This window comes from Mesocryomonas lacus (genome assembly GCF_055730105.2).
Genome location: NZ_JBUZWF020000007.1, coordinates 168,870 through 193,966 on the forward strand (window position 1 = coordinate 168,870; position 25,097 = coordinate 193,966).

At 64.5% G+C, this 25,097-nt stretch carries 18 protein-coding genes; 1 reads left to right on the forward strand and 17 read right to left on the reverse strand.

All coding sequences use genetic code 11. The features are described from left to right. Window positions 1–156: 156 nt before the first annotated feature. From ACZLZQ_RS21085 to ACZLZQ_RS21150, 14 genes are all read right to left on the reverse strand, one after another. On the reverse strand, window positions 157–2,382 hold the full coding sequence (locus ACZLZQ_RS21085) for a TniQ family protein (protein ID WP_472951048.1): 2,226 nt from the start codon (window positions 2,380–2,382) through the stop codon (window positions 157–159). Window positions 2,383–2,405: 23 nt separating this feature from the next. Continuing rightward, a complete protein-coding gene (locus ACZLZQ_RS21090; protein ID WP_472951049.1) occupies window positions 2,406–3,413 on the reverse strand; it encodes an AAA family ATPase in 1,008 nt (335 codons plus the stop codon). After that, window positions 3,413–5,647 (reverse strand): TnsB C-terminal domain-containing protein, encoded by a 2,235-nt coding sequence (locus ACZLZQ_RS21095; protein ID WP_472951050.1) that lies wholly within the window; start codon window positions 5,645–5,647, stop codon window positions 3,413–3,415. The genes ACZLZQ_RS21090 and ACZLZQ_RS21095 overlap by 1 nt, the downstream gene beginning before the upstream one ends. Next, complete coding sequence (locus ACZLZQ_RS21100; protein ID WP_472951051.1) at window positions 5,638–6,282, reverse strand: hypothetical protein; 645 nt, start codon at window positions 6,280–6,282, stop codon at window positions 5,638–5,640. The genes ACZLZQ_RS21095 and ACZLZQ_RS21100 overlap by 10 nt, the downstream gene beginning before the upstream one ends. A 113-nt stretch (window positions 6,283–6,395) precedes the next feature. Next, a complete protein-coding gene (locus ACZLZQ_RS21105; protein WP_472951052.1) occupies window positions 6,396–6,767 on the reverse strand; it encodes a hypothetical protein in 372 nt (123 codons plus the stop codon). 803 nt (window positions 6,768–7,570) lie between these two features. Further along, the gene (locus ACZLZQ_RS21110) at window positions 7,571–9,541 is read right to left on the reverse strand and encodes an AAA family ATPase (protein ID WP_472951053.1); all 1,971 of its coding nucleotides are present in this window, start codon (window positions 9,539–9,541) and stop codon (window positions 7,571–7,573) included. Beyond that, entirely contained in the window at window positions 9,538–9,879 is a 342-nt protein-coding gene (locus ACZLZQ_RS21115) for a hypothetical protein (protein ID WP_472951054.1), read from the reverse strand. The genes ACZLZQ_RS21110 and ACZLZQ_RS21115 overlap by 4 nt, the downstream gene beginning before the upstream one ends. A 76-nt stretch (window positions 9,880–9,955) precedes the next feature. After that, window positions 9,956–10,561, reverse strand: coding sequence for a hypothetical protein (locus ACZLZQ_RS21120; RefSeq protein ID WP_472951055.1), 606 nt, complete (start codon window positions 10,559–10,561; stop codon window positions 9,956–9,958). A gap of 271 nt (window positions 10,562–10,832) precedes the next feature. Then, a complete protein-coding gene (locus tag ACZLZQ_RS21125) occupies window positions 10,833–11,747 on the reverse strand; it encodes a DMT family transporter (RefSeq protein WP_472951056.1) in 915 nt (304 codons plus the stop codon). A gap of 63 nt (window positions 11,748–11,810) precedes the next feature. Next, the gene (locus ACZLZQ_RS21130; RefSeq protein ID WP_472951057.1) at window positions 11,811–13,397 is read right to left on the reverse strand and encodes a sensor histidine kinase; all 1,587 of its coding nucleotides are present in this window, start codon (window positions 13,395–13,397) and stop codon (window positions 11,811–11,813) included. A gap of 161 nt (window positions 13,398–13,558) precedes the next feature. Then, window positions 13,559–14,407 (reverse strand): universal stress protein, encoded by an 849-nt coding sequence (locus ACZLZQ_RS21135; RefSeq protein WP_472951058.1) that lies wholly within the window; start codon window positions 14,405–14,407, stop codon window positions 13,559–13,561. Between the two features lie 201 nt (window positions 14,408–14,608). Continuing rightward, complete coding sequence (gene hmpA / locus ACZLZQ_RS21140; RefSeq protein ID WP_472951059.1) at window positions 14,609–15,802, reverse strand: NO-inducible flavohemoprotein; 1,194 nt, start codon at window positions 15,800–15,802, stop codon at window positions 14,609–14,611. A gap of 136 nt (window positions 15,803–15,938) precedes the next feature. After that, window positions 15,939–16,142, reverse strand: a complete 204-nt coding sequence (locus ACZLZQ_RS21145) for a hypothetical protein (RefSeq protein ID WP_472951060.1) — start codon at window positions 16,140–16,142, stop codon at window positions 15,939–15,941. A 101-nt stretch (window positions 16,143–16,243) separates the two neighbouring features. After that, on the reverse strand, window positions 16,244–17,281 hold the full coding sequence (locus tag ACZLZQ_RS21150) for a zinc-dependent alcohol dehydrogenase (protein ID WP_472951061.1): 1,038 nt from the start codon (window positions 17,279–17,281) through the stop codon (window positions 16,244–16,246). Between the two features lie 991 nt (window positions 17,282–18,272). Here ACZLZQ_RS21150 and ACZLZQ_RS21155 point away from each other — a divergent pair. Next, window positions 18,273–21,956 carry a PAS domain S-box protein gene (locus ACZLZQ_RS21155; RefSeq protein WP_472951062.1) on the forward strand — a complete coding sequence of 1,228 codons (3,684 nt, stop codon included), beginning with the start codon at window positions 18,273–18,275 and terminating at the stop codon, window positions 21,954–21,956. 615 nt (window positions 21,957–22,571) lie between these two features. Here the strand turns inward: ACZLZQ_RS21155 and ACZLZQ_RS21160 are convergent. From ACZLZQ_RS21160 to ACZLZQ_RS21170, 3 genes are all read right to left on the reverse strand, one after another. Next, window positions 22,572–22,868: an ANTAR domain-containing protein gene (locus ACZLZQ_RS21160; RefSeq protein ID WP_472951063.1), complete on the reverse strand. Its 297-nt coding sequence runs from the start codon at window positions 22,866–22,868 to the stop codon at window positions 22,572–22,574. 845 nt (window positions 22,869–23,713) lie between these two features. Next, window positions 23,714–24,157 (reverse strand): CBS domain-containing protein, encoded by a 444-nt coding sequence (locus tag ACZLZQ_RS21165; protein ID WP_472951064.1) that lies wholly within the window; start codon window positions 24,155–24,157, stop codon window positions 23,714–23,716. Window positions 24,158–24,320: 163 nt separating this feature from the next. After that, entirely contained in the window at window positions 24,321–25,025 is a 705-nt protein-coding gene (locus ACZLZQ_RS21170; protein ID WP_472951065.1) for a glutamine amidotransferase, read from the reverse strand. Between the last annotated feature and the right edge of the window lie 72 nt (window positions 25,026–25,097).

Genomic DNA, 25,097 nt, shown 5'->3' on the forward strand with positions numbered 1-25,097 from the left:
ATCCGATCCTTCATCGCGGCGACGCCCCCTCAGCCTTGCAAACAGAACGGAAACGGAGCTTTCCACAGGCGTGTGGATGGCGGATCCCGCAACCCGTTCCGCTTGTGCCGCGAAACATCGACTGTTAGCTCCCGCGGTCCGTCTCCTGACCCTTCGTCAGTCCTTCGCCGAGATCGCGCGACGGATCGCTTCCAGTCGCGCAACCACCCAGTCGCCCGCCATCGCCCATGTCGTGGCGTCATTTCGGTCGACCCCGGCCGTCCTCGACAACACGGTCAGTTCGTCGCCCCGCCTGACGATCTCGAAACCCTCCCGTTTCAAAGATCCGGCTGCTCGGGCAATGGTCTCGTAGCGCCGCCTGGATCGCTTGCGGTCCGAGTGCACGGTCGTTTCCACCGCACCCTTCTCTGCGAGCACCTCGATCCAGAGCGTCCGCATGCTGTTCCGGACGATCAGGGCACCGCCGCGCTTCGGGATCTGGCAGTGGTAGGTCGAGCCGCGTGAGGCGATCCTGTCTGTCAGGAAGCGTTCAAAGGCTTCGGAAGGATCATGCTCCCCGAGTTTGGCAATGCCCCGGAGGTCGGCACGGCGGAAGATCGCCGTCGCGGGCATGGTGCCGCGAGGGAGCTCGATCGGGAAGTATCCCCTTTTGCAAAGGACCTGCGGGACGCTTCTCGCTTCGCAACGAAGCGTTCGTGCCAATTGGGCAGCGGGAACGTACTCGGCCATGAAGGACATCACCGACCGCTCTGGCACGCGCTTCCTGCCCGTCCCCGTTTCCGACGCGTCGATCGTGTCCAGGTATCCCGCCGCCACGAGCATGGGCACTGTGGAGGCGTGAATCCCGGTCCTGGTCGCGACCTCGCCAAAGGTCATGCCTTCGCGCGCCACGATCCAGCGGCTGTGCCCATACGTCGAGATCACCTTCGATCCTTGGGGGACCTGAAAACGCAAGGCGGTGAAACCAGACACGCCCGCTACACGACCGAGCGGCGCCGCCTCTCCGGCCAGGAAGCGAACCATGAGCTCGGCGGGGGTCGTCCGCAGTAGGCGCGCAGCCACGACAGGAGGAGCACCGTCGGGACGCGCGGGTCCGAGGAGCCGAACGGCAGAACAGGCATCTTCGATCGTCAAGACGTCGGCCTCGAGGTAGAAGTCGCTCGAAGAACGGGACGGATAGAGCCCTCGAAACTTTGTCAGCCGCCCAGCGGCGACCAATGCTCGGAGTTCGACAGGCTTGATGCCGAGACGGCGCTGCACCGCAGTGGGTGGGAGCGCAGTACGCTTCGCCTCGCCCATCAAGGCGACGTCCTCGGCTGAAAGATGAACGCGCTCCCCGATTGCCGCTCGGTCAAAACCGTCGAGGACCGCCGTCGCGAGCTTGCGGATGCAGTCGAAGGTGATGTCGAGCTCCTTCTTCGCCTCGGTGAACGTCATGCGACCCAACGGGGCTTCCCCGCGTGCAAGCATCGACTTGCTGCGGCGAAGGCGGCCGTCGACACGTGCGACCTCGACCATCGCATCGACCACACGGCCGAGAAGCGGATTGCCGGAACGCTTGAATTCCTCGTAGGCACCGCCGAACAAGCCGACGACACCCAGACCGGAGCGGGGATTGTAGGTCTCCGCACGTTCGGATCGCACTATGCCCAAAGCCTCGACCAAGGAGGCGTCGCTGCCCCGCAGCATCGAGAAGCCCGTTGCCTGGGCAAGTTGCCCGCACTCCTCGAACCTCCGTGGCCTGTTTCCCCATCTGGCTCCGAACACTGCGAGGCCTCCGACGCCCCATACGGCATCGGCCACGTCGGCGAGAGCATGGTCGTCTAGCATCGCCTCAGGGCGAGGCGGACCGAAACGAAGGCGCCCCAACATGTAGGCCTCGTACCCCGCGTCGAGCCCTTGCTTCGTATCTGGTCCGGCATCCGGGATGTAGTCCGGCCCGGCGTACAGCAGGTCCGTCGACACCCAGGAGGTCTGCCTGTCGTCGAACCGTCCGCCGTCGAGCGGCAGGCCGTGGATCGGGCAAACCCTCATGAAGACGAGATCGAACCACGACCGATGGTGCCCACTCTCCGCCAGGCACTGCGGGCAATAGCGCCTAAAGTAGAGGGACCACTGTCTGGGTCGGATCATGTGGTCACGCAGGACGACGCCACCATCGCATGCTCGCGGCGTGTCGAAGGCAAGCTGGGCACCACCGCGAATTGGATGCCGGAGCATGAGCTCGAGACACTGGTCGGGGTCGAGGTACCTGCCGTCGATGTCCGCCTGGAAGGCGATTTGCGGCGTGCGCGGTTGTCCGTTCATGTTCGACACCCGCACGAACAGGCCGTGGGCCGGCTCCCCCTCGAGGGGCTCGGCCCATTCGGGAAAGAAGGGCATGTGTCCGTTAAGCCGGGGGACGGTCACTTCCCGTGCCCCTTGGCTTCGCGGTCTGCGATCTCGGCCCGCTTGCCAACCAAGTCCTCGGGAATGGGGTCGATGAAGTGCGTGAAGCCTTCGAGCGGCGCGTTCAGCTTTGCGGCCGCTGTGGACAGGTGCTGTGGCGTGATGATCTCCGACTTTGCCCGAACGGCCACCGCCATTGCGTAAAAGAGGAGGTCGTGAATGTGACCGATCTTGTCTTGGTATAGGTCGTAGAAGTGGGCCGCCAGCTTCTTCGATCCCAGCCCGGCGACATGGCGCATCGGGGTCATCCGGTCCATGTCGTGCAGCATCTTGCGATACACGAGCTGGTCTTTCGGGTCGTGCCAGTCGAGCCGCCTGAACTTCTCGTTCAATAGGCCGCCCCGCCCCCACAACTGGGCGTCCACGCGCAAGCTGTCGTCGAGTTCCTCCGGGCCAGCTACCGTAACGTGGCACACCTTCGCTTCGAGGATCTCGGTCAGGATGCCGTTGACGCGGTCAACCGAGCGCGGCGCCATCGCTCCCTGTAGATCGTCCAGGAACAGCATCTGGACCTGATGCCGACTGATCCGCTCGACGATCTTCGTCAGGAGGAGTTCCTCGTTCTGCGCGGGGGGGACCAGTCCCGTCACCGCCCGGTACAAGCCCTTGAGCAACGCAGCGGGAGTCATCCGACCTTGAGCCCTGTAGTAGACCATCGGCCGGATCGTGACCGTTTCCGACACGTACTCGGGGAACCGCCGCATGTAGAAGCGCGCCGCAGTGGACTTTCCGCCGCGATAGGGAAAATACACGGCGGTGATCCGGCCCCTGTTTGGGCTTCCGCCGGGGAATGGCAAATGCGCGAATTCGAGAAAGTCGACCATGCCGTCAAAGGCCGGGTGGCGCACCAGCATGTCGGCGAAGCGCTGCTGCCGCATGTCGCCCGGCATCGCCGCGATCTCGGCGCGGTCGGCGTCGTCCGGGACGGTCTCGATGAAGTCGCGCCGCAGGTCGAGGACTTCCATCAGGCTTCTCCATCGTCATAGAGGTCAGCGAGGTCAGAGTCGGGATCGACCGTCAGGGTCGAGACGCGCGGCTGGGGCTCGGTCACCAGGGCGCGATCGATTTCCGCGCCTCCTTCTTTGGGGTTCGCGAAGCGACGTGCCTTGGAGGGGTCGCGGTCGGGGTCGGCGGGTCGGCCGAGCTTGGTTCGACCCGCCAGTTCGGTAGCGGGCACCGTCGGGAGCGCGGTGAGGTCGGCCATGGACTTGCTGGCCGAAGCGCTTTCGGTAGCCGGGCGGATCTCGCCTGCGATGCGGCGCCGGGACTGCTTGTAACCGAACTGCTCCAGCCGCTCGTCGATGCCGAGGACCTTGCGGAGCGAGCGCGCCTGATGCGCCAACCGGAAACCCGCGCTCTTCTTGAGCTCGAGCTCTTTCGTGATCTCGGCAACGCCCTCCGCAAGGTCCGCGACGTTCATTTTGTGAACACGCATCGGGAGGTTGTCGGCATATCGCCGCTGCGCAGCTTGGACCCGCAACTCGAAGGAGATGTTGCGGTAGGGATCGATGAAGGTCTTGCGGCCCGCATCGTCGGCGTGCCCGATGATCTGGTAGAGAGTCCCCCGGTGCTTCCCCTTGCCCGGCTTGTGACGCTTGTCGGCGACGACGAAGACAAGCTGGTCGCTCCAGTAGACGAGGTGATCGATCCTGATGCCCCCGTCCTGGATGGTGCGCCATTCCACGGAGCCAGTGACGCGATCGAAGATCTCGGGATCCAAGGGCAAGCGACTGACCTTACCGATGTCTTTTTTCCAACGGCGGTCGGGGATGTCCTTGGTCTTGCCGAACGGACCGAACCCATCGACAAGCTCGACATTCCGGTGGTTGGCGACCCAGTCGTCAACGATCCCCTGCATCTCCCCGATCGTCAGGAGAGGCGGGATCCGCATGTCTTCGAACTTTGCCCGTTCGAGAACGTTCGCCATCACCGAACCAGACTGGTTGTGAGCCACCGTGCGGTTGAAATGACCGACGAAGGCCTCGATCGTTCCCTTCATCTTGGGCCGCTTTTTCGGCAGCTCGCCGACGGCGAACCCTGCTTGGATGCCGAGGTTCGTCATGGAGCCGCCGTGGTTGTACTTGGCGCCGTCAAGCTGGAGGTAGCCGAATGTGCCGTGCCACCGATGCGCGACGCCCTCGAAGGGGCTTGTCCACGGGTAGATCACCCGGCGGATCCCACTGACCGCGAGTTCGAAGTCGGCAGCAAGGCCCACCGTCCCCGAGAGCACGATCCCCGTGCAAAGGTCGATGAAGAAAAGGACGCACGCGCGCCCGAGGTTGACGTAGGTCTCGTCGTCGAGCAACTCACCGTTCAGCCACACCTCGTCAGCTTCGCAGATCTGGAGCGGAAGGTCGGGTTTCGGTCGGATCGACCTGTGGCCGTGTTCCGTCTCTGCATGGTCGTCACCTTCGGAAAGCAACGTTTTCACCACATCCGGAACCTCGGCCATCCGGTCCTGCATCGTGCGCAAGCTCGGCAGGTGGCCTTCCAGCGGAAGCCCTTCTTCCTTAAGCATCTCTTGCACGAGCAGCCGTGCTCCGGCGCCCTGGGGGCGCGGCATCATGCTCTCCCTCTCCACTGCTATGGCGACCATCGCGGCTACTTTCGGTCCCCATGGGTTGCGAGGTCTTCCGCCGCCGTTCTCCCGGTGGATCGCCAGCGCTTGTGGATCGCTCCGGAGCGTTTGCTCGTACTTCAAGTAGAAGCGGCGCATCTTGCTGAAGCTCGGCGGCTTCTCGGTCGGCATCAACGGATCGGCGCGTTCGAGCTGCTCCGTTACGAACGCGTCGAAGCGCCCCTTAGACAGGGCGAAATTCGGTCCGTGCAGAAAGCGGGCGGTCCACCACAGGATCGGCGATACCTCCGTACCCACGAGCGAGATCGACGGTACTTTGGGCTTACGCCCGCCGTTGCCTGGACTCATCGACGCGAGCCGGAAACGCCCGACACCCTCCAGCGCACTGATCTCGGCATCGGACTTCAGGACGGACTCGCCGAGCTTGCGACCGTCGAGGCGGCGAAGCCGCCAGAAGCGCGGCGTCATCGACGTGGCCTCGATAAGGCCCTCGACGTTCCAGACCTGCGCATGTTGATCATACTTGGCGCCGATCACGACGTTGAGCCCAAGGAGGCCTTCGTAGCCGGGGTTCGGCGCGAGTTCCCACGTGTCTCCGACCTTGACGAAGTTCATGCCCATCGCGGACCTCCCGCGTCGGAGGAAGGCACTAAGACCATGGTCTTCCGACTAAGAGGCACGGACAGGTCGAACTTGACCTCGCCGAGAAGAGCCAGGCGGACCATCGCTGACATGGCGCGGTCCACTTCGACGCCCGCCACCGCGAGGTAGTCGGGCGTCGGCAAGGAGAGATGGGCGACGATGTCTTCGATCGTCTGGGGCAACCTGTCGTGGTCGACCGCGCTCCGGACGGCAAGGATGGCCTCGCGGTCATGCGGGGCATCGAGCTGCCTCATGAGCCGAAGGTTCGGATGGAGTGGCTGGACCGTGATCTGGGAAAGCGTCCAGACACTGTAGAGAACGCCGAGTTCGGCGTAGGACATCTCGATCTCGGGATCGACCACCGCACGTCCCGTGCCGTCGTCGGGACCGATGTCCACAGCCACGGGACGACCGTCGGCGAGCATGACCCCGAAAGCCGGAACGTGCACCCGTCTCTCGATCTGGTCGCGAAGACCGACGACGTAGTGAATCAGCTCGTGCGGACGGTCGTGGACGACGACGTGAGCCGGGTTGGTGAGGAGGTGCTCGGCAAGGTCGCGTTGGTCGTCGCCGACGGCGACGACCATTCTTCGGGCTGCCTTGTCCGCAGGCATGCGGTATCTGGTCGAGCCGAACCTGCCGAGCTTGGGCATGGGTACGGGTACATGAGCCGCAAGGTCGAGGCCGAGCGCGCGTTGTGGAATGACGGGACCGTAACCGTGACGCATCACCGCGTCTCCCGGCCGGCCGGACGCTCTTCGGACTTGTCTCCGTCGCGAACGGTCTGGAAGGCAACAGTGCCGTCCGGCGCGATGACGAAGCGGGAACACGACTTCACCCGATCGCCCAGCCGCTTAATGGCGATGACTTCGTCCAGGCGAAGCAGGACGAAAAAATCCGGCACGATGGCGATTGCCTTGGTGGCGTCGAGTGGGTCGACCGCCGCCGCGACCTCAAGTTTTCCTCCCGCAGCGAGAAACTCGCCGAAAAGTCTGCTCGAGTAGAAGCGACGCCCGGCGAGAGAGATGCCTTCCGCCTCGACGGCCACGGTGACGAGACGCGACCTTCCGCTTTCCTGAAACTCCGCTGGTGACTTCATGCCTGGTCTCCCGATCTGCACCCGGCGGCTCGCTGGCCGTTTCGCGGACGCGGTTCCTCGTTCCCGCCGACGGAGCCGTCGGCGGGTGGTCTAACGGGGGAGGAGGCGCAGCGCGTGCTTCCCCCCGTCTTCGGGAACCCGGGGTGTCGTGCTCGGCGTCGGTTCGGACTGCCTTGCGGGAAGGCGCAGGCCTGCGATCCCCGGAAAGCCCTTGCTTTCCGGGGGAAGCAGTCCATCTTCTCCGATAGCTGATCGGCATCCCCCCGTCGTCTCGACGACAGGTACAGGTTCCGCAGTGATGGAGCGGGCGGCGTTCCTGTGAAAGTTCTACTGCCCGATCCCGTGTTGCAGACGGGCTCGACTGGATTTCCTACATCCGGTCGGGCCCTTTCGTTTTGATGCTCACCCCTCCTTTCCGCTCGTCCGTTTCCCGTTTCGCCCGGGTGCCATCGCACCCGACAATTCGATACCTTGGGCCCTGGCCGGCATCGGCAAGGCTGACGTTCCCGCCGGGCCCGCCGCGCGGGCGGACGGTCACTGCCTTCCGACGGCCCCGCCGCGCCCTTCCGCCGCCTCGCGGCGCCCGCCGGGGGCACCCGCCAATCCTGCGGCACAGGTATCGAGGGGCATCAGGATTCGATGCACGTCCCGGTGTCCGCCGGGCGTCGTCCGCGTCCGTGCGGCATGCGCCCCGGCGAACCGTCGGGCGCGACGCGCCCCGCTCCGTCCCGACACGGCCGTCAGGGACTCCTGGGGGGTCGAATCCCCTGAGTCCTGCCCCGACCGGCGGAAGTGCTTCCGCGTCACTCGACAACATGGCCGCGTTCCAGGGCGACGGGAGCGCGCCCGACGGCCTCCGCGGCCAGCCGCTCGGCCGTCCTTCGAATCCTGTCGGGGGCCGAGGCGGCCAGACGCCGCGCCTCGGCCATGCAGAGAAAGAGGGTCGCCTCGACGGCGGCGTCCGAAACGGCCCCGCCAGGCAATTGAGATTTATTTTCGCCGGGGGGTGGAAACCCGACCGAGAGGCGGCTTCCGAGACCGTAGGCATGCTCGATGCGGCGCGCGATCTCCGTGGCCTTTCCAAGGTCCGAGGCGGCGCTGCCCCCGGCCCCGACACCCCGATCACCGATGATGGCCTCTTCCGCCGCGGTCCCGGCGAGCAGCGTGACAATCTCGGCCAGGAGCGATGCCTTCGTCGTGTCGAAGGCAGGGTCGCGAGAGAAGACCGTTTCGCCGGCCGCCCCGTTCCCGTACGAGACAGCGTGCACCGAGGCGGAAACGGGCGTGCAACCGGAGACCGCGGCGAGAAGCTCGCCCACGACGAGGTGACCCGCCTCGTGGACCGCCGCCCTTCGCAGAAGCGCGGAAGAGAGCACGACAGGCTTCGGAAGGCCGGCTGCGAGGTCATCGGGCAGAAGGCCGCGCCCGGCTCGTCTCGCCCGCCGCCCGGCGTCCCTGACAATGAGTTCGATGTCGGCTCCGGTCGCTCCCTCCAGCCGTCCGGCGAAGGGACGCAGGTCTGTCCCCGCCAGCGCGTCGCCGAGATGGTGGCGGATGATCGACGCGCGGGCGGCCTCGTCCGGCAACGAGAGCGTGAGAACGCGTTCGAGACGGCCAGGCCGAAGGAGCGCGGGGTCGACGAGGTCCACATGGTTAGTCAAACCGACGACAACCACCCCTTCTCGCGGCTTCGCTCCGTCGAGCAGTTCCAGCATCGCGTCGATGACTTGCCGGGTGTAGGCAGCGTATCGGTCGCCGGGGTCTGTGCGACTGCCGATCGCGTCGATTTCGTCGATCAGGAGGATGCACGGAGCGGTCCGTCGGGCCTCGTCGAAGGCGGCGGTCATTGCCTTCAGCAGATCGCCCAAGTGGCCTTTACTCTGCCAGAGGCCCAGCGAGTGCGCGAGAACCGGGATCGCGCACGAACGGCCGAGAGCGAGACCGAACATGGTTTTGCCGACACCGGGTGGGCCGGAAACGACAATACCCTTGTCGACCGAGGCCCAAGGGTTCCTGCCGCCCCGGTAGTCGGCGAGATCGCGCACGAGCTCCAGGCCCCACGCCGCGGCCTCGCCGAGGCCGGAGAGGTCCTCTAGGCATGGGCCGCCGCCGGCCGCCTGCACTGTCACGGCGGGAGCCGTGTCGGTTGACACCGTGACGACCTCGACGGCCGCCAGGAGCTGACGCGCGACGGCAAGGCTGCGCTCCACGCTGCGTCCCGGGACGATGACCGAGTCGAGGAGGCTGAGCGGCAAGGACGCAACCAGGTCCAGCCCCGCGCCGTCGGGAGTCCGTTTGGCGATGGACATGAAGGCGCCTTGCACGATGCGGCGGTCGGGCCTGTCTAGGACGACCACGCCCTCGGCCGACGCATGGAATACGTCGGACACCTCGTCCGGCGCGCCGAAGAAGAACGCGGCTCGGTCGCCGCCCTTCGCCGCCTCGAGAAGGAGCGCCCGCAGGCCCTCCTTCTGCTTGCGCGTTCCGGTGCGGTCGTAGATCGAGACGTCGTAACCGAGACTTCCCACCAGCCATGCGCCGAGAATGTCGCGGGCAGCCGACGAGAACGCGTCGAAGCTTCCCTCGTCCACGCCGACGATCCCGATGGAACAGGGAATGTTGCTCAAGGCATGGTGGAGCCCTGCTTGCCGCATGGCACGGACGATCAGCCCACGGGCAACGAAGCCCGATGGTCCGAGACGGCTGGGTTTGGGACGCCGCAGTCGGTTGATGCGCTCGGCAGCTTCCGCGAGCGTGAGGACGGGCCGCTTCATTGTCCCCTCCCGTCGGTCTTGGCCGCGCGGGGGCCGAGAGCGTAGTAACGCGAAGGCGTTCTCGCGTAGCCCGCTTCCGGCGCCCACACCCAGATGTCCGATGTCAACGCCATCCGACCGCTGCGGATTGAGGGGTGGCCTTCGATGTAGCCCGCAAGGCACGAGACGGACCGAGAGGCCAGCGACCAATCACGGATGTAGGCGGCGCCATCGATCCGAAGCGGATCGGGGTGGATGCCGTCCCGCAAGCGCTCGATGTCGACGACAAGCGATTTCAGACGGGTCAGCGTCTCGTCAAGCTGGAGATACTCGCCCGAAGGCGAACGGAAAATGGTCATGGCATGCTCTCCCCGTCGCGGGCGCTTAGGCGTTCCGCGTGGTGGGCTGGATGGCTCAGGATCGGATAAGGCGGTTTCAGCCCCGCCAGCGGGTGACGCGCGTCTCGGGACCGATCCGACCGGAGTCGAGATCGAGGTCCACGAAGCGGTGCGCCGCCAACGCCGCGATAGCGGCTATCGGATCCGCCCCGGAGCGGACCGCGGTCATGGCCTCGGCAAGCGTAAGGCTGCCCTCTTGATCAAGGGCTGCTAACAACCGGACGCGGTCGCCGAGGCTGACCCGCCAAGTAGCGTAGCGGAGGATGTCTCGCGCATTGTCGAGGCGTACGCCCGCGATGTCGGAAACAGAAATGACGCGCAACGACATCCCTTTCGCCTCGGCGGCCGCGCGGACCCAGTCGGCGGGATCATGCAGACGGTCGGCAACTGCGACAAGTTCGACGCTGGCATGCCGGACAACCTCGAAGTCGGGGACGAATGTCAGGAGTTCGTCGGTCAACGCGTTCGGCGTGCATGTCCACGAGACCACGCCAGGATCGACATCCAGAAGACATCCGGCATCGCGAACGGCCTGCGAGCGGAACCGGGCCAAGCCGACGCACCGCACGGTTTGCGCCGGAGGGAAGGACGGATTGACAGCCGCAGTGGCAGATTTGAAATGCGTAGAAAGCTGATGATGCATCAGATGGCCTGTCCCTCGCGGACGGGCCAAGCCACGCGTCCGCTAACCTCGGTAAGGTCGGATGGTCAGGCTATGGATATGCAGGAACGCAAGGCGCACGAAGCCGCTCGGCGCGTGACGCGCATCGGTTGGATGTCGTGGGTCGATGTCCTGTGCATGCGTGAACAAATAGTGAAATCGCCGTCGACGTCAACAGGATTTTCTTGTTTTGTTCGCATTGGTGGGATCGGGCTAGCCAGTAATGCTACCCGAACAACTGGAGCACCGTTGATCAGTGCTGGTTCTGGGATCCGTCTTCGATACCAGCCTGCGGAGATCTTGCGACAACGCGCTCGCGATGGATGACATACAGGCCCGCGCTCACGATGATGGCGATGCCCGTCCACGTCATGCCCGCCGGGAAGTCGCCGAAGAACAAGAAACCGAAGAGCGTCGCCGTGACGATTTCCAGATATCCCAGAGGCGCCAGCGTCGACGATGGTGCAAGGGACAGCGCGAAGGTCATTGCGAGATGGCTTACGGTTGCCGCAAGACCGACGGAAAGACAGGACCACCAAACCACCCCATCGGGAAGCACGAAGCGGATTGGACCGACCTCCGCGAAGCTGCCGAAAGTCAAAAGCGGAAGGCAGAGAACGCTCGCCGCCAAGGCGGTATAAAGTTGCATCGCGACGGGGTGCTGAACACGGCTCAGGTGCCGTGTGACGAGCATGTACAGCGCGAAGCAAAAGGCACTGCCGATCGGGAACAGTGCCGTGGTGCCGAAGCGGGCGAACGAAGGCTGGATCACCAGCACCGTCCCGAAGAATGCCACGACCGAGGCGGCGATCCGGCGCGGTCCAACCTGCTCCTTCAGGATGAACCGCCCCATCAGCAACAGGATGAAGGGTGACACGAAGGCGATAGCCAGAGCGTCGGCGATCGGCATCACGCGGACGGCGGCGACGAAGCAGAAGGTCGAGCCGATGGCAACGAGCGCGCGAAGCAACGTCAGCCGGGCAACCCTCGCGTCGATCATCAACGGCAGCCCCATCGCGAATGCGACGGGCGCCATGAGCAAGGCTTGAACCACGAAGCGGGCCAACGTCACCGTTCCCGCCGGAACCGTCTGGACCGCCATCTTCGACGCGACGTCGATCAATGGCGCGACGATGCAGAAGACAAGCATCAGCCCGATGCCGGGCAAGACCCGGTCCAAGCTTGGCTGTGGGAGTGGAGGAACGGCGGCGGCACGGCTCATTTGCTCGGGCTAGCCTGCAACCCCGTCCACGTCCAGTCGCAGGGCATTCATCGGTGTCCTCGCTCCTGGCGACCCTTGCCGGACCAATGACGAAGCGATTGGACTGATAGGCGGCGCGATGGTTCCAGTCATGTCGAAGCGCACGCCCAACGGATCGAACGTCAACTTGCCCGTCCCCTTGAAATAGGGGGCGACGATACGCTCGATGAGGCGCGTTCCGAACCCGATCCTCGTGGGCACCGAGACAGCGGGTCCGCCACTTTCCTGCCAATGGAAACTGAAGGCTCGGTCTGACGAGACGGCCCATGTGATCGACACCTCGCCGTCCGCAACCGAGAGAGCGCCGTACTTGCTGGCGTTCGTCGCGAGCTCGTGGATCGCCAGCGAAAGGCCTAGTCCCTGTTGGGAGGAGACATCGACGGCCGGGCCCGTCGCCGTAATGCGTCCCTCCTTGGACCGGTGGGGACGCAGCGCGTCCTCGACGAGACGGCCGATTTCCGTGGCATCCACGCTTGAATGCGTCAGGACGTCCTGCGCGCGGGCAAGGGCGATCAGGCGGCCCGAGATCGCCTCGCGGCCCTCCTCGAGCGACTTGGCGGTACGGAAGGTTTGCGTGGCGATCGCCTGGACCATCGCCAGCGTGTTCTTCATCCGATGCGCCATCTCCTGCATCAGTTCATCACGACGGAGTTCGGCCTCGCGCTGGTCCGTACGGTCGCGCAGGATCTTCAAGAACCCGACGTGGCCGCCCTGGTCGTCCAGCAACGGCATCATCTCGCCTGATGCCCAGAAGCGGGTGCCGTCCTTGCGCAGGTGCCATCGCTCATCGAGGGCCCGCCCCTCACTACGGGCGGCCGCCATCTCTTGGTCCGGAACGTCTCTCTCCCGATCCTCGGACGTGAAGATGACATCCGCCAATCGGCCAAGTATCTCTTCCGCCGACCAACCGAGGATTCGCTCGGCGCCGACGCTCCAGAACGTAACGTTGCCTTCGAGATCCGATGTGAGCATCGCAAAGTCGATCGCACTGTCCATGATCTGGCGGTGGCGAGCCTCGGCCGCGCGGGACTGCGCAAGGAGCAGGTTTCTTGCGGCAAGGGAGCGACGGAGCTCCATCTGGGTCATTGCCTGGCGCGCAAGCAACTTCAGCGTCCGGACCTGCTGGGCGTCGAGCTCACGAGGCACGATGTCGAAAACACATACCGTCCCCAGGGAGTGGCCCTCGAGCGTCTTGATCAGCGCGCCGGCGTAGAAGCGCAGCTTGGGATCCGCGGTCACCAACGGATTGCATGAGAACCGCGGGTCGCACGCGGCGTCGGGGACCATCAGGAAGTCGTCTTCCAGAAGTGCGTGGCCGCAGAACGCCAGGTCCAGAGGCGGGGAAGTCCTGTCGCCTACCCCGACCTCTGCCTTGAAGAACTGGCGGTGCGTGTCGACCAAGTTCACGATCGCGATCGGGGTACCGCACACGTCCGCCGCGATCCTCGCGAGGTCGTCGAAATCCTGCTCGCGCGGTGTGTCGAGAAGGCCATAGGAGTGGAGGGCCGCGGAACGCTCGGCTTCCTCCGTCTCCAATGGATGGCTGGCGCTCGACACAGGGCGGATCTTCCAATGTGGGATTGCAGAAGGGCTTCGAAAGCATCCTTAGGCGCAAATGTCGGGCGGAGCAAAACACTGCCGTACGGGGAGTGATCCTCCCCAAACCACGGGAGTTCCGAGCCGACAATGCCTGAACCGCGTGCGCCTGACCGGAGGGCTCAGTGGCAAAGGAAAAGCGGCACCGGACTGGTGGCCAAGAGTGACCGCGTGACGCCGCCGAGGATCGCTTCCCGGAACCGGGAGTGGGCGTACGCGCCCATCACGATCATTTCCGAATTGCAGGACGCGACATGCTCGCGAAGTTTGTCGGCGACGCTCGCGCCGGATGTCGTGAGGGCCTCCTCCCTCACCTCCACACCGTGTCGGTCGAGGAAGGAGACCAGGCGGTCGCTGGGAGTCTCGTTGCCGATATCCTTCTCGCCGGTGACCGTTACGAGATGCACTGCGGACGCGTTCTGGAGGATGGGCGGCGCCTCCGTGACAGCATGGGCTGCCTGAAGGCTTCCATCCCAAGCGATGGAGACGTGCCGCGGAACGCCGCGCCCCCATCCCGTCGGCACCAGGACCACGGGCCTGCCGCTTCGAAAGAGCATGGCTTCGACGATCTCGGGATACTCGCGGAGGGCGGCGCTTCCAGCATCCATCACGACGACGTCCTGCAAGCGGGCAAGTCGCGTGCTGCGCCCCATCAAGGCGTTGAAGTCCAGTGAGAGAAACTCGGTGCCCGAAGCGACGTCGGCGGCGTCCGCCGCTTTCGTGGCCGCGGCCAGGCAAGTCTCCGCCAGCGCATCCAGCCTCGCCCGTTCCGTTGCGATCATCTGTGCGGGGGCGTCGGAGAAGAGGCTGACGGGTATCCATGCGGGCTCCGGCGAGACAAAACTAATCGTCACGAACGCGCTTGCCTCCTGGGCCAGCGCCAGTCCCATCTTCAGCGCGGGGGTCGGATATCCGACCGCCCCTGCCTGGGGGGCAAGGACGACGAGGACATTCTTGAATTCGCGTGACATCGTTTCGTGCTCCAATCTGGTTTGCTTTTCTTCCGGCGCGCCAGCCCCCAGAAGCGTTTGTCGTAGCCTGTCAGTCCGTCCCCGAGCCGAGCTCAGACCCCTTGTCGGCAGGCGGCCATGTCGCTTTCGGCAGCCCCTCCCCGCCTGATCGGGTCCAGCCTCCCCGGAGCGGCCGACAAGTCGAGGAGGGAAGCCTGATCCTCACGCTGCCAAGCTTTCGTCGGAGGGACCGAACATCTCGTAGTGCACCCGGGCGTCGTCGATCCCGGCCTTCCTCAACCCGCTGACGAACGCGCGCAGGAATGGACGCGGGCCGCACACGTAGAAGTCCGCTTCCTCAAAGGCCGTGTTGTCGCGGAGCCAGTCGATTGTGACGAATCCACTGTTCGCGTCCGCGGCTTCGCCGGCCCGCTCGTAGAACGTCGAGGCTGTCGTCGAGGCGTGGCATGATGCCAGTTCGCGAACGTGGTCGGCGAAAGCATGGGTGGATCTGTCGACGGTGCCGTGGACGAAGAAGGTCAGCAGGTCGGGATGCCGAACGGAGACGTCCTCCAGCATGCTGACCATCGGCGTCAGCCCGACGCCGCCCGACAGCAGCACGATCGGCCGTTCTGGGTTCTCGGGAAGGAAGAAGTCCCCGGCCGGAGGCGTGCACTCGAGAACTGCCCCGACGTTCACCCCGTCATGCAGGAAAACCGACGCGTCCCCGGCTGGCTCTCGCTTGACCGAGATCCTGTAGTGGTCGGTGCACGGACCGGAGGAAATCGAGTAGTTGCGCTTCAGTCCCGGCCGGCCCGCTTGGTCGAAGCGAAAGGTCAGGTATTGTCCCGGCTTGTGCGCGAGCACGGGGCCGCCGTCCTCCGGACGCAGGATGAAGGAGGTGATCGTCTCGCTTTCCTTGCGGCGCTCCGAAACGACGAAGCGGCGCCAGTCCGTCCAGCCGCCTTCGTGCGCGAGGATGTCGGTCCGGATCGTGGCTTCCCTGCCCATCAGGATGTTGGCGAGGAACCAGTAGGCCTCGCCCCAGGCAGAGATGATCTCCGGCGTTGCCGCGTCCCCCAGAACCTCCTCGATGGCGCCGAGGAGCGCCGTCGCGACGTAGGGATAGTGTTCGGGCAGGATAGCGTAGCCGATGTGCTTCTGGGCGATGCGCTCCACGGTCGGCCCGAGGACCCCTAGGTTGTCGATGTTGCGGGCATAGGCGAGGACCGCCCCTGCGAGCGCGTGCACCTGCGCTCCCGTCCGCTGGTTCGCCTGGTTGAAGAGAGCGGCGATCTCCGGGTCCTCGAAGAGGCGACGGTACATGGCGCCGGTGATCGCGGTGCCGTGCTCGGTCAGGGCGGGAACGGTTGCCGACACGATTGCAACGGTCCGTTCGCTGAGTTGCGATGTCATGTGTTCGGGATCTTTCGAAGGAGGCAGGCCTTGCCGCCCGGCGTGCCTGCGAGGCGTGGCGGGCAACTCGGTTCGGTGATGTTCGGCGTCGGGCACGACCCGGCATGCTGACGGTCGCTTGCCGGATCGGCGTCGCTCAGGTGTCCGCGCTGCCGCCCGTTTGCTGCGAAATGGCGCGGTCGATCTCGGCGGGCGTGAAGCCGTGCAGGCGGACGATCGTGGCATGCGACAGACCTGCGTCGACCATCGACATGATCTGACGGGTCTCGCAGCCGCAGAGGCTGCGTTTGGGCTTTGGGCGGACGAGGCGACGAACGGCGCGGGAGAAGAGTTTGCGCATGGACATCCTGACGGGCCGCGGTGAAACGGGGCAAGCGACCGGAGGCGTTCTCTATCGCCCCGCCCCGGGCGAGTTCGGGTGAGCTGCCAGACAGGCAGGCGTCAGGTGGATGCCATGAAGTCCAGCACGACCCTGCCGCGGACGCGGCCGGCCTTGAGGTCATCGAAGGCGCGGTTGATGTCCTCCAGCGTGGCCTTCGTGATCTCCGAACGGATGTTGCTTGAGATGGCGAGGGCGACCGCCTCGTCGAGATCGAGCCGCGTTCCGACGATCGATCCCCGCACGGTCAGGCGCTTCAAGACGACGTCGAAGATCGGCGTGGGGAACTCCCCGGGCGGCAGCCCGACGAGAACCACCGTGCCCCGGCGCCTGACGACGCTCAGCGCTTGCGAGAAGGCCTTGGGCGATACCGCGGTCACGAGAACGCCGTGGGTGCCGCCGTCGGAGGCGGCGAGGATCCGGTCCGCGGCGTCGCCATCCCTTGCATCGACCGCTATGTCGGCGCCCGCTTCCATGGCGAGGGCAAGCTTCTCGGGAGAAATGTCCATGGCCGCGACATTCAGGCCCATCGCCTTCGCATACTGGATGGCGACATGGCCGAGCCCGCCGATGCCGGAAATGGTCACCCATTGGCCGGGCCGGGCTTCCGTCTCCCGCAAGCCCTTGTAGGTCGTCACCCCGGCGCAGAGGATCGGCGCCATCTCCGCGAAGTCCACGCCTACAGGGAGCCGCGCGACGAAAGCGGCCGACGCGATGACATACTCGGCAAAGCCGCCGTCGCAGTTGTAGCCAGTGTTGTGCTGGTGCTCGCAGACCGTCTCCCAGCCAGCCTCGCAGTGCTCGCAGCAGAGGCAGGCGTCATGGAGCCACGCGACGCCGACCGGGTCGCCGACCTTCAGGTCGGTCACGCCCTCACCCAACTCGGCAACGACACCCGCCACCTCATGACCGGGAATGAACGGCACTGTCGGTTTAACAGGCCAGTCGCCGTCCCGCGCATGCAGGTCGGTGTGGCAGACGCCGCATGCCATCACGTGAACGAGCACCTCGCCCCTCTTCGGGGACGGAACCGGGACCTGCTCGATCGTCAGCGGCATCCCGAACTCGTGGACGACTGCGGCTTTCATCATTCTGGGCATGGACGTGGTCTTCCGTTCGAAGCCGATCCACCTGACCGACGGCGTGAACGTCACACGCCGCTTGCCGTCCCGCCTTGATCCACCGCAAACGCGGCTTCATTACTTGAACGAGGGCTTCTCGGATCTCGCGCCTTCGGCAACCCGCGCGCACTCCCGCCAGAGAAGTTTAGCGGGAGGTGACCCGAACAACGCTCAACTGTAGGCGACCGGAAGGGTTCGGCATCCGATGGCAGGGAACACCAGTCGATGACGACGCCTGATGCGTAGCGTCTCGATGGACGACTTGGGTGGTTAGCTGTCTGTCCGCTTCTGAGCGCTAGATAAAACAAGCAGACGTTCAACCTCGACCCGCAGCATGTTCGCGTAACGGCAGACGCGAGAAACTTCCTATCGCATGAACCGTCGCCCCACGATGAGACCGCAGGCAGTTACGACAGACATGGCTAAGGTGTATCAGGTGGCTGCGAAGAGTGGGCTCTCGTCGGGGCACTGGGACGCACAGAACATCGCAGCGATCGCTCGAAGCACGGCCTAACACAGCACCCGACCGCCCGGCGGCTCCGGCATTCCCTGTCTCACCGGCGGTAATGGGCTCGTCCTATGGCAGATAAAGAATAGGCGGCTGTTTCGCTACAGGCTAAGTCAAAGTCTCTGACTCTTCGGTATGTGTGCAGGCATCGCCTTCCAAGTCCCCGAGCCTGATGGGCCCACCAAGAGGACTCCCAGGTTCTGCCGCCATCAGAGCCAGCGCGATAACAGCTTTCGAGGTTATTCAGGAGGTGCATGAAAATGGAGGCCCGTTATCTGCCAACCTATCTTAAATTGCCATCGCCCAAAGCGTGAACGAGACCAAGATAGAAAGCACTATTCAAGACGGGTGCAGCAAATCAAATAAGTCATAGATGATGCCTTAAGGGAAACATGGCACGCTCGTGATGCTTCACTGCGCGTCCCTCTATGTCGCGACAGTGTGGAGGATTGGGAGAGGCACTTGGATCGGGACCATCGTTCGCAAGGTGCGCCGGAAATGCCTGCGCGCGCAGATGTGCCGCAGCGTGGCCGCGAGGTACGGCAAGCCCGCGTGCAAACAAGCGGACGCCTGGCGGCCGTTTTGGGCAGAATCGGCCTGCGCCCCCGTCTCTTGTTCATGCTCTTCCTGGCGATCGTGCCTCTGACGGCGCTCGTCGGCTACCTCCTGTGGTCCGAACAGGAGCAGACGCTGCAACGAGCTAGGGACGGTGTAAGCGAGGCGGCCCGCCTTGCCGCCTCCCGCCAGTCCAGCGTGTTCGACGAGGCCAGTTCGACCTTGTTGGCCTTGGAGGCACTGCCGCAGGTGAGGGTACCCGTGAGTTTCGCGGCCTGCTCGGCGATCGCGGCGAGCCTGCGCACCGCAAACCCAGACTTTAACACCGTCGGCGCAGTGGATGCTGAGGGCATGATCACGTGTCATAGCAAGCTGACGCAGAGCCAAAGGTTCGGCGACGTCGATCTCCTGGAGCAAGCAAGGGCCGCGCCGGCCTCCAATTTCCTCGTCGGGCGTTTCACGATCGGGCGCGCCAGCGGCAAGCCGACCCTGATCACGTTGAAGCCGCTAGTTGCCGCGGACGGCACCTTCGCGGGAGCCGTCTTCGTCAGCCTCAGCCTCGAGCACATGGCGGCGGCCGCCGAAGCGCTGTCAAACGGTGGCAGCCGAGTCGTCGTGATGGTGGAGTCCGATTCCGGGCGTATGCTGATGCGCTATCCGCCGCTTCCAATTGCCTTCGGAACCGCGTTTCCAGACCATCCGCTGGTGCGTGCGATGCGAGCGATGCCGGGTGGCGGCGTCGTCGAAGCGAGAGGTCTCGACGGCATCGAACGGATCTATGGCTTCTCCCCGATGCGAGGAATTGAGAAGACGGGGATCATGCTCTCGATCGGCGATCCACGCGAACCGTTGCTTGCGGCCGTCCGAACGCACCTTCTCGTTTCCGTCTCCATCCTCGCCGCCATTTTCGTCCTAGCCTTCGTCAGCACTTGGTGGCTGGGCTACTGGACACATCTGCGACCGATCAACCGTTTGCGCAGGACCGCCGAGCTCGTGGGCGAGGGCGACGATGCAGCCCGCGCAACGCTGGAGCCCTGGCAGGCACCTGAGTTCCGGCTTTTCGGAAAGCGCCTTGACGAAATGGCTACGAAGCTCGCCGCGGGACGTGAAGCCGAGCTGGCCGTGGCTGAGAGCCACCGCTACTTGACGATCGCCGAACGGCTCGCGCAGGTCGGCTACTGGCAGTTCGATCCGCGCACCGACCAGAGCATGTGGTCCGACGGGGTCTTTGGCATCTACGGTTTGCCAGTGGGAGCGGAGCCGCCGTCCTTCGAGGACTGCGTAGCGGCTTGTCATGCGGACGACCGCCAGACTGTCCGTTCCTCCTTCGCCGCCGCAATGACCGCCGGAACCGAGTTCGAGATCCAGGTTCGGGTGATCCGTCCGACGGGAGAAGTGCGGCATACGCTAAGCCGGGCTTGCGTCGAGGTGGACAAGGCCGGGAAAGTGTCATTGGTCTATGGCGCGCTCCTCGACATCACGGACCTCAAGCAAGCCGAACTGAAGACCCAGGCCGCCAACGCCATGCTCCTGATGGCGGAAGAGGTGTCGGAGGTCGGCCACTGGCGTCTCGACCTGCGCTTGGGCACGCTTGTCTGGTCCGAGCAGGTCTACAGGATTCACGGCCGCGATCGCGAGACATACGTCCCTGTGCTGGACTCGGCCATCAAGGCCTATCACCCCGACGACCGGGAGTCCGTCTCGGGGTTGGTGTCGACTGCCGTGGAGGGAAAGGGGTCGTTCGAGTTCCAGAAGCGGATCGTCCGTCCCGATGGTGAGGTCCGCGAGGTGGTCTCGCGCGGGCGCTGCGAGGTTGATCCCGTGTCCGGGAGCGTCCTGGCAATTTTCGGCGTCATCATGGACGTGACGGCTGCCAAGGCTGCCGAGCGGGAGCTGCGCGCAAAGTCGACGCTGCTGGAGACAACGCTCGACACGATGGACCAGGGCCTGATCATGGTCGGGACAGACGGGCGGCTCGATGTCGGCAACCGAAAGTTCGCCGAGCTTCTCGACCTGCCCAAGGAGCTACTGCGAGAGGATCGTCCCGATTTCGACGACATCCTCGAGTTCCTCGATGCCCGGGGCGAGTATGCCGACGGCGACCCGGATTTCCGCCAGCATGTGCGCACGCGCGGAGCTCCCTTTACGCTGGGAACCTACGAGCGCCGCCGGCCGAACGGGCGCGTTCTCGAGGTGCGGACGATCGGCCTTCCGAACAACGACGGGATCGTGCGCACCTACACCGACATCAGCGACCGGCGGGCCGCCGAGAACGGTCTGCGGGAGAGCGAGTTGCGCTACCGCATGCTAGTCGAGAACGCCTCGGACATGATCTTCCGCCTCGACTGCGAACTGGTGCGAACCTACGTCTCGCCCGCCTCGACCGAGATCATCGGTTACGCGCCGGAGGAACTCGTCGGCCGGAGCGCCGCGACGATGAGCCATCCAGACGAAGCTGGGTTGGTCGCACAGACCTATGCGGACATCCTCGGTGGCTTGGAGCGTACCGACGTCACAAGCCGCCTACGGCACAAAAATGGTCACTGGATATGGATCGAGATGGAACTTCGCGCGCTGCGGGACCCCGTCACGAACGCCGTCACGGGCATCCTTGGTGCGCTTCGCAACATCTCGGACCGCAAGCGGGCCGAGGAGCTCGTGGCCGAAAGCGAAGCACGATTCCGCTTGCTTGCGGAGAACACCGCCGATCTCGTCACGCACGTCGACGCGTCGGGCAGGCGCATCTTCGCCTCTCCCGCTGCGCGCGACCTTCTCGGGTACGAACCGGAGGAGCTTGTCGGCGGCCGGCCCCTCGACTTGGCCTATCCCGACGACCGGACAATGCTCGGCGCTATGCTGGCTGTCCTCGCCAAGGGGCAAGCCGCCGGACCTGTCCAGTACCGCGCGAGACGCAAGGACGGAATCTACCGCTGGATCGAGGCGACTGGACGGCCATTGGGACCTGAGCGGGGATACATCCTGGCCCTGCGCGACATCGAGCGCCGCAAGCAGGCGGAGGATGAGTTGGGAGCGGCCGTGCTGCGGCTCAACGAGCTGGCAAATTCCGATGGCCTGACGGGCCTGGCGAACCGCCGCCGGTTCGACGAAAGCCTCGAACGAGAAATCGCCCGCGCGGGAAGGAGCGGCACGCCCATCTCCCTGCTGTTGGCCGACGTCGATCACTTCAAGGCCTACAACGACACATACGGCCACCCTGCCGGGGACGCCTGCCTGTGTTCGGTTGCCGACATCCTCGCCCGTACAGTTCGCCGCCCGGGGGACGTGGCGGCTCGCTACGGTGGCGAGGAGTTTGCCGCGATCCTCCCCGAGACTGACACCGCCGGCGCATTTGCGCTCGCGCAGTCTTTCTGTGCGGCCGTCGCCACGGCTTCGCTCGAGCATGCGCGCAGCGGCTTCGGCGTCGTCACGATTAGTGTCGGGATCGTGACGCTCGTGCCGGATCCCGGAACGACGAGGCCTTCAGACGTGATCGGGTCGGCTGACAGTGCGCTGTATCGAGCGAAGGGCAGCGGACGGAACCGTGTCGTCCAATTTAACCTAGAAGAAAATACGCTGCCGAAGGCGAGCTGATCCGTTCGTCTTCGTGCGGGCCTCAAGCTCCGTCATAAACTCTGCGAAAACCGCGTTTTTCCGCCATAGCGATCAGATGGCCGTGTCGGCTTCCGCAATTGTCGGGCCTGAGTTGTTTGTCTCAAATGGGTCGACAGCGGATGGACCGCTTCCGAGCGTCGGTTTCCTCCGCCGCCTGAGGCTTCCCGCAAATCTCCTCGCAAGTCTTCCGGCCATGAAGGCCTCGCCGACGAAGGCGACGAAGCCTCGGGTTTTGGCCGCCTGAAGCTAGCGGTTGGCATAGTGACAGGAAATTGCCCCGGCGTCCGTGAACCAGCGCGATACAACGCACCCATCCGCTCGACGCGAAGGAGAAGCTCAAGGGCGTGGGGAGCGTGCCCGTCTTAAGCACGACATCAGTGCCTTTGATCCAACGTCAGCCGCTACTGCGCTTTCCGATCACAGTTTTGCTGCGGCATAGGGGTCTTGCAACGAACCGCAGGTTCGAGTCGCTAGCTCTAGCCGAAATTAGGTCGCGGAGGAGCGACGGTCTGAGGAAAGGTCAACGATGACCTGTGATCTCGACAAGCGTTGGCAACTACGATGACATCGCTTGGCTGGCCTGCCGCCTTTGGATCATTCGAGGTCATACCAGTCGTCAAACCCAGTGAAGAATTCGAGGGCAGCTCCGAGGGGCTCGAAGAGGTCGATCAGGTTCCCGGGCGCCTGGTTCACATATCGGACATGCAGCAGCACCATGTCCACGACTGTCGATTTCGCGATCTCGGCTGCGCCGGCAACGGTGGGAGCGACACCGACTACGATGCCTCCATCATTTCCGATCGATGCGGACAACGCCGTTGCCGCCTCCTCTTCGTCCTCGACAAGCACGACCCGAAGATCGCTGAACGAGGTCGTCGTCAGCGTGAACATGCTGAACCTCGCAAGCACTACTCCGGCTGACACGCTAAGCCGTCTCAGACGGTGATGCACTCCTTCTTTCGATAGTTGAATGGTCAGCTTCGTCGGATACGGGCCCTGAGCCCCTCAAGATATATTGCCCATACAGCTCGACGTGCGGCACCCGCCTCTAGGTAGTGGCGGCGTTAGGTAGCAAAACCACCAACTGTTCCTTGCCACTAACGAGGTGTTCGGGAACATGACGACGTTCGTGGTCATTTGGGCTCCTGCTGAAAAAAGCGAGAGCCGCTTCAACCCATGGAATGCCTGCTCATACGACCAATCGCGTTCAAGTAGTAACCAAATCCAACGTTTGATCGAGGCATGCTCAATTCGGACACGCAAGCCCCCGCCGAGATCGACCTTGTGATCCGTCGGCCGGGCGGGGATGGCTGCTCGTCCGAGGCTATACAACGCCGGGGCAATTTTGGACCGATCGTCCGTCACGAACTGCGTGGAGCGGCTCAAGGGCGCAGCCTGCTTCTACGCGAGGTCGACCCGCAGGATCGACGGGTGCGGCGCCTGCGGACGACGCCGGCAGGCCAACGCCGAAGGTCTTAATGCCAGATCGTTTCAGCCTCTACACCCGTTCCGGGAACCTCCGAGCTTGCCAGTTTTACGAGCGAAACGGGCTGCGCGAGACCAAGCGAGGTGTCCATCCTCGAAGCGGCGATCCCATCACGTACTACGTTTGGGAATGACTGCTTTGGGCGAAGGCCGTTGCACACTCTGATGGCTTGGAAGGGTCGAAAGCCGCCGCGTCCCAAGTAGTCTGAGCCACCTATCTCCGGACCATTTCCGAAAGGTCGACTTCTCGGCTAACGGTACCCGATCCCCATGACGTATTCCCGCAGGAGCTCTTCCTCGTTTCCAAGTTCCTCCAGGAGCGCCTGAACCGCTTGTCGCGCGTTGAGCACGCCCATCGGTCGCAAGTCCCGGTCAACGATGGGTATGTGTTTCAGTCCCTGCTCCCGCATCCGTTCCCAGACGGATCGCAGGACAAGGTGTGGGTGGCAGAAGGTGACGTCCCGCGTCATGACGATGGACGCCGCTGTCTGGCAACTGCTCCCGCGGCAACGGCTGATCTGATCGACGACGTCGGTTTTCGTGATGACGCCGACCATCAGGCCTGCGGCGTCGCAGACGACGACGAGGCTGGCATTCTTCCGGCGCAGCAATCTTGCGGCATCGATCAGCGGAGCGTCGTCCCTGATTGTCACTAGTTGCCCCTGCGTCGAGACGAGTAGCTGGTCGACGAGCATGGGCGCCCTTCCTTCTCTGCGTCGGTCGACGCCTGCGTTGCCAGTGTTGGCTGCGGGTTGGACACAAGCCGACCGTTTCGCTTTGATGCCGTATGGTCTTGGCGGGCGTGCACGCGGGCTGTTTGCGTCGTTCCGATGCGGCCGATGAACGGACGCGCCGGGGTCAGGCCTCGAGCCCGCGTAGCCACTCGGCCAGCATCGCTCGGGACGCCTTCTTCATTGCGCGGCCGTTCTGAAGACCGTCACCGCGCAGGGCGGCGGGATCAATCCCCGCGACCGACAACTCGGCAGCGTGCCCGACCAGCCAACGCTCGAACCCGTGTCCCGCCTCGACTTCCGGATGGAACTGGAGGCCGAGGACGTGGCGACCGATGGCGAATGCCTGCTGCTCGACCGTCTCCGTCGAAGCAAGGCTCCAGGACTCCCGCGGCAGCGAGAAGGTGTCGCCGTGCCAGTGGAGAACCGAAATGTCCGTGAGATGCCTGAGCGGACTTGCCTTGCCCTCGTCCGTCAGCGAGATCGGCGAGAACTCGATCAGCCTTACGCCCGCGGGAAACACTTCCGCACCGAGAGCCGATGCGATGATTTGCGCGCCGAGGCCCACGCCGAGTGTCGGCCGCCGATCCTGGAGGCGGGCTCGGATGAAGTCCCGCTCGACGCCGATGAAGGGATACGCGGCGCCCTGGTAGACCCCGACGGGTCCGCCAAGAACGATCAGGAGATCGGCATCGAGCGGGTCCCAGGCACAGAAGTCAGGGTCGTCCACGTCGCTGTATCGGGTTTCGTACCCGGCCTCGCGAAGGGGATGCGCGAACGATCCGAGATCCTCGAAGTGTACGTGCCTCAGTACGAGCGCGGTCTTGGCCATGGGTCCTCGGGGATGAGACGTGGAGCAAGTGTTGTCGTCGTCTGGTCGTCGGGGCCGACAGACCGCCCGGAG

Coding starts and splice junctions, on each gene's coding strand:
- ACZLZQ_RS21090 (WP_472951049.1), bottom strand. CDS start 3,413: ATGGAAGTCCTCGACCTGCGGCGCGACTTCATCGAGACCGTCCCGGAC.
- ACZLZQ_RS21085 (WP_472951048.1), bottom strand. CDS start 2,382: ATGCCCTTCTTTCCCGAATGGGCCGAGCCCCTCGAGGGGGAGCCGGCC.
- ACZLZQ_RS21110 (WP_472951053.1), bottom strand. CDS start 9,541: ATGAAGCGGCCCGTCCTCACGCTCGCGGAAGCTGCCGAGCGCATCAAC.
- ACZLZQ_RS21135 (WP_472951058.1), bottom strand. CDS start 14,407: ATGTCACGCGAATTCAAGAATGTCCTCGTCGTCCTTGCCCCCCAGGCA.
- ACZLZQ_RS21095 (WP_472951050.1), bottom strand. CDS start 5,647: ATGGGCATGAACTTCGTCAAGGTCGGAGACACGTGGGAACTCGCGCCG.
- ACZLZQ_RS21145 (WP_472951060.1), bottom strand. CDS start 16,142: ATGCGCAAACTCTTCTCCCGCGCCGTTCGTCGCCTCGTCCGCCCAAAG.
- ACZLZQ_RS21115 (WP_472951054.1), bottom strand. CDS start 9,879: ATGACCATTTTCCGTTCGCCTTCGGGCGAGTATCTCCAGCTTGACGAG.
- ACZLZQ_RS21105 (WP_472951052.1), bottom strand. CDS start 6,767: ATGAAGTCACCAGCGGAGTTTCAGGAAAGCGGAAGGTCGCGTCTCGTC.
- ACZLZQ_RS21165 (WP_472951064.1), bottom strand. CDS start 24,157: ATGCTCGTCGACCAGCTACTCGTCTCGACGCAGGGGCAACTAGTGACA.
- ACZLZQ_RS21120 (WP_472951055.1), bottom strand. CDS start 10,561: ATGCATCATCAGCTTTCTACGCATTTCAAATCTGCCACTGCGGCTGTC.
- ACZLZQ_RS21150 (WP_472951061.1), bottom strand. CDS start 17,281: ATGCCCAGAATGATGAAAGCCGCAGTCGTCCACGAGTTCGGGATGCCG.
- hmpA (WP_472951059.1), bottom strand. CDS start 15,802: ATGACATCGCAACTCAGCGAACGGACCGTTGCAATCGTGTCGGCAACC.
- ACZLZQ_RS21170 (WP_472951065.1), bottom strand. CDS start 25,025: ATGGCCAAGACCGCGCTCGTACTGAGGCACGTACACTTCGAGGATCTC.
- ACZLZQ_RS21100 (WP_472951051.1), bottom strand. CDS start 6,282: ATGCCTGCGGACAAGGCAGCCCGAAGAATGGTCGTCGCCGTCGGCGAC.
- ACZLZQ_RS21160 (WP_472951063.1), bottom strand. CDS start 22,868: ATGTTCACGCTGACGACGACCTCGTTCAGCGATCTTCGGGTCGTGCTT.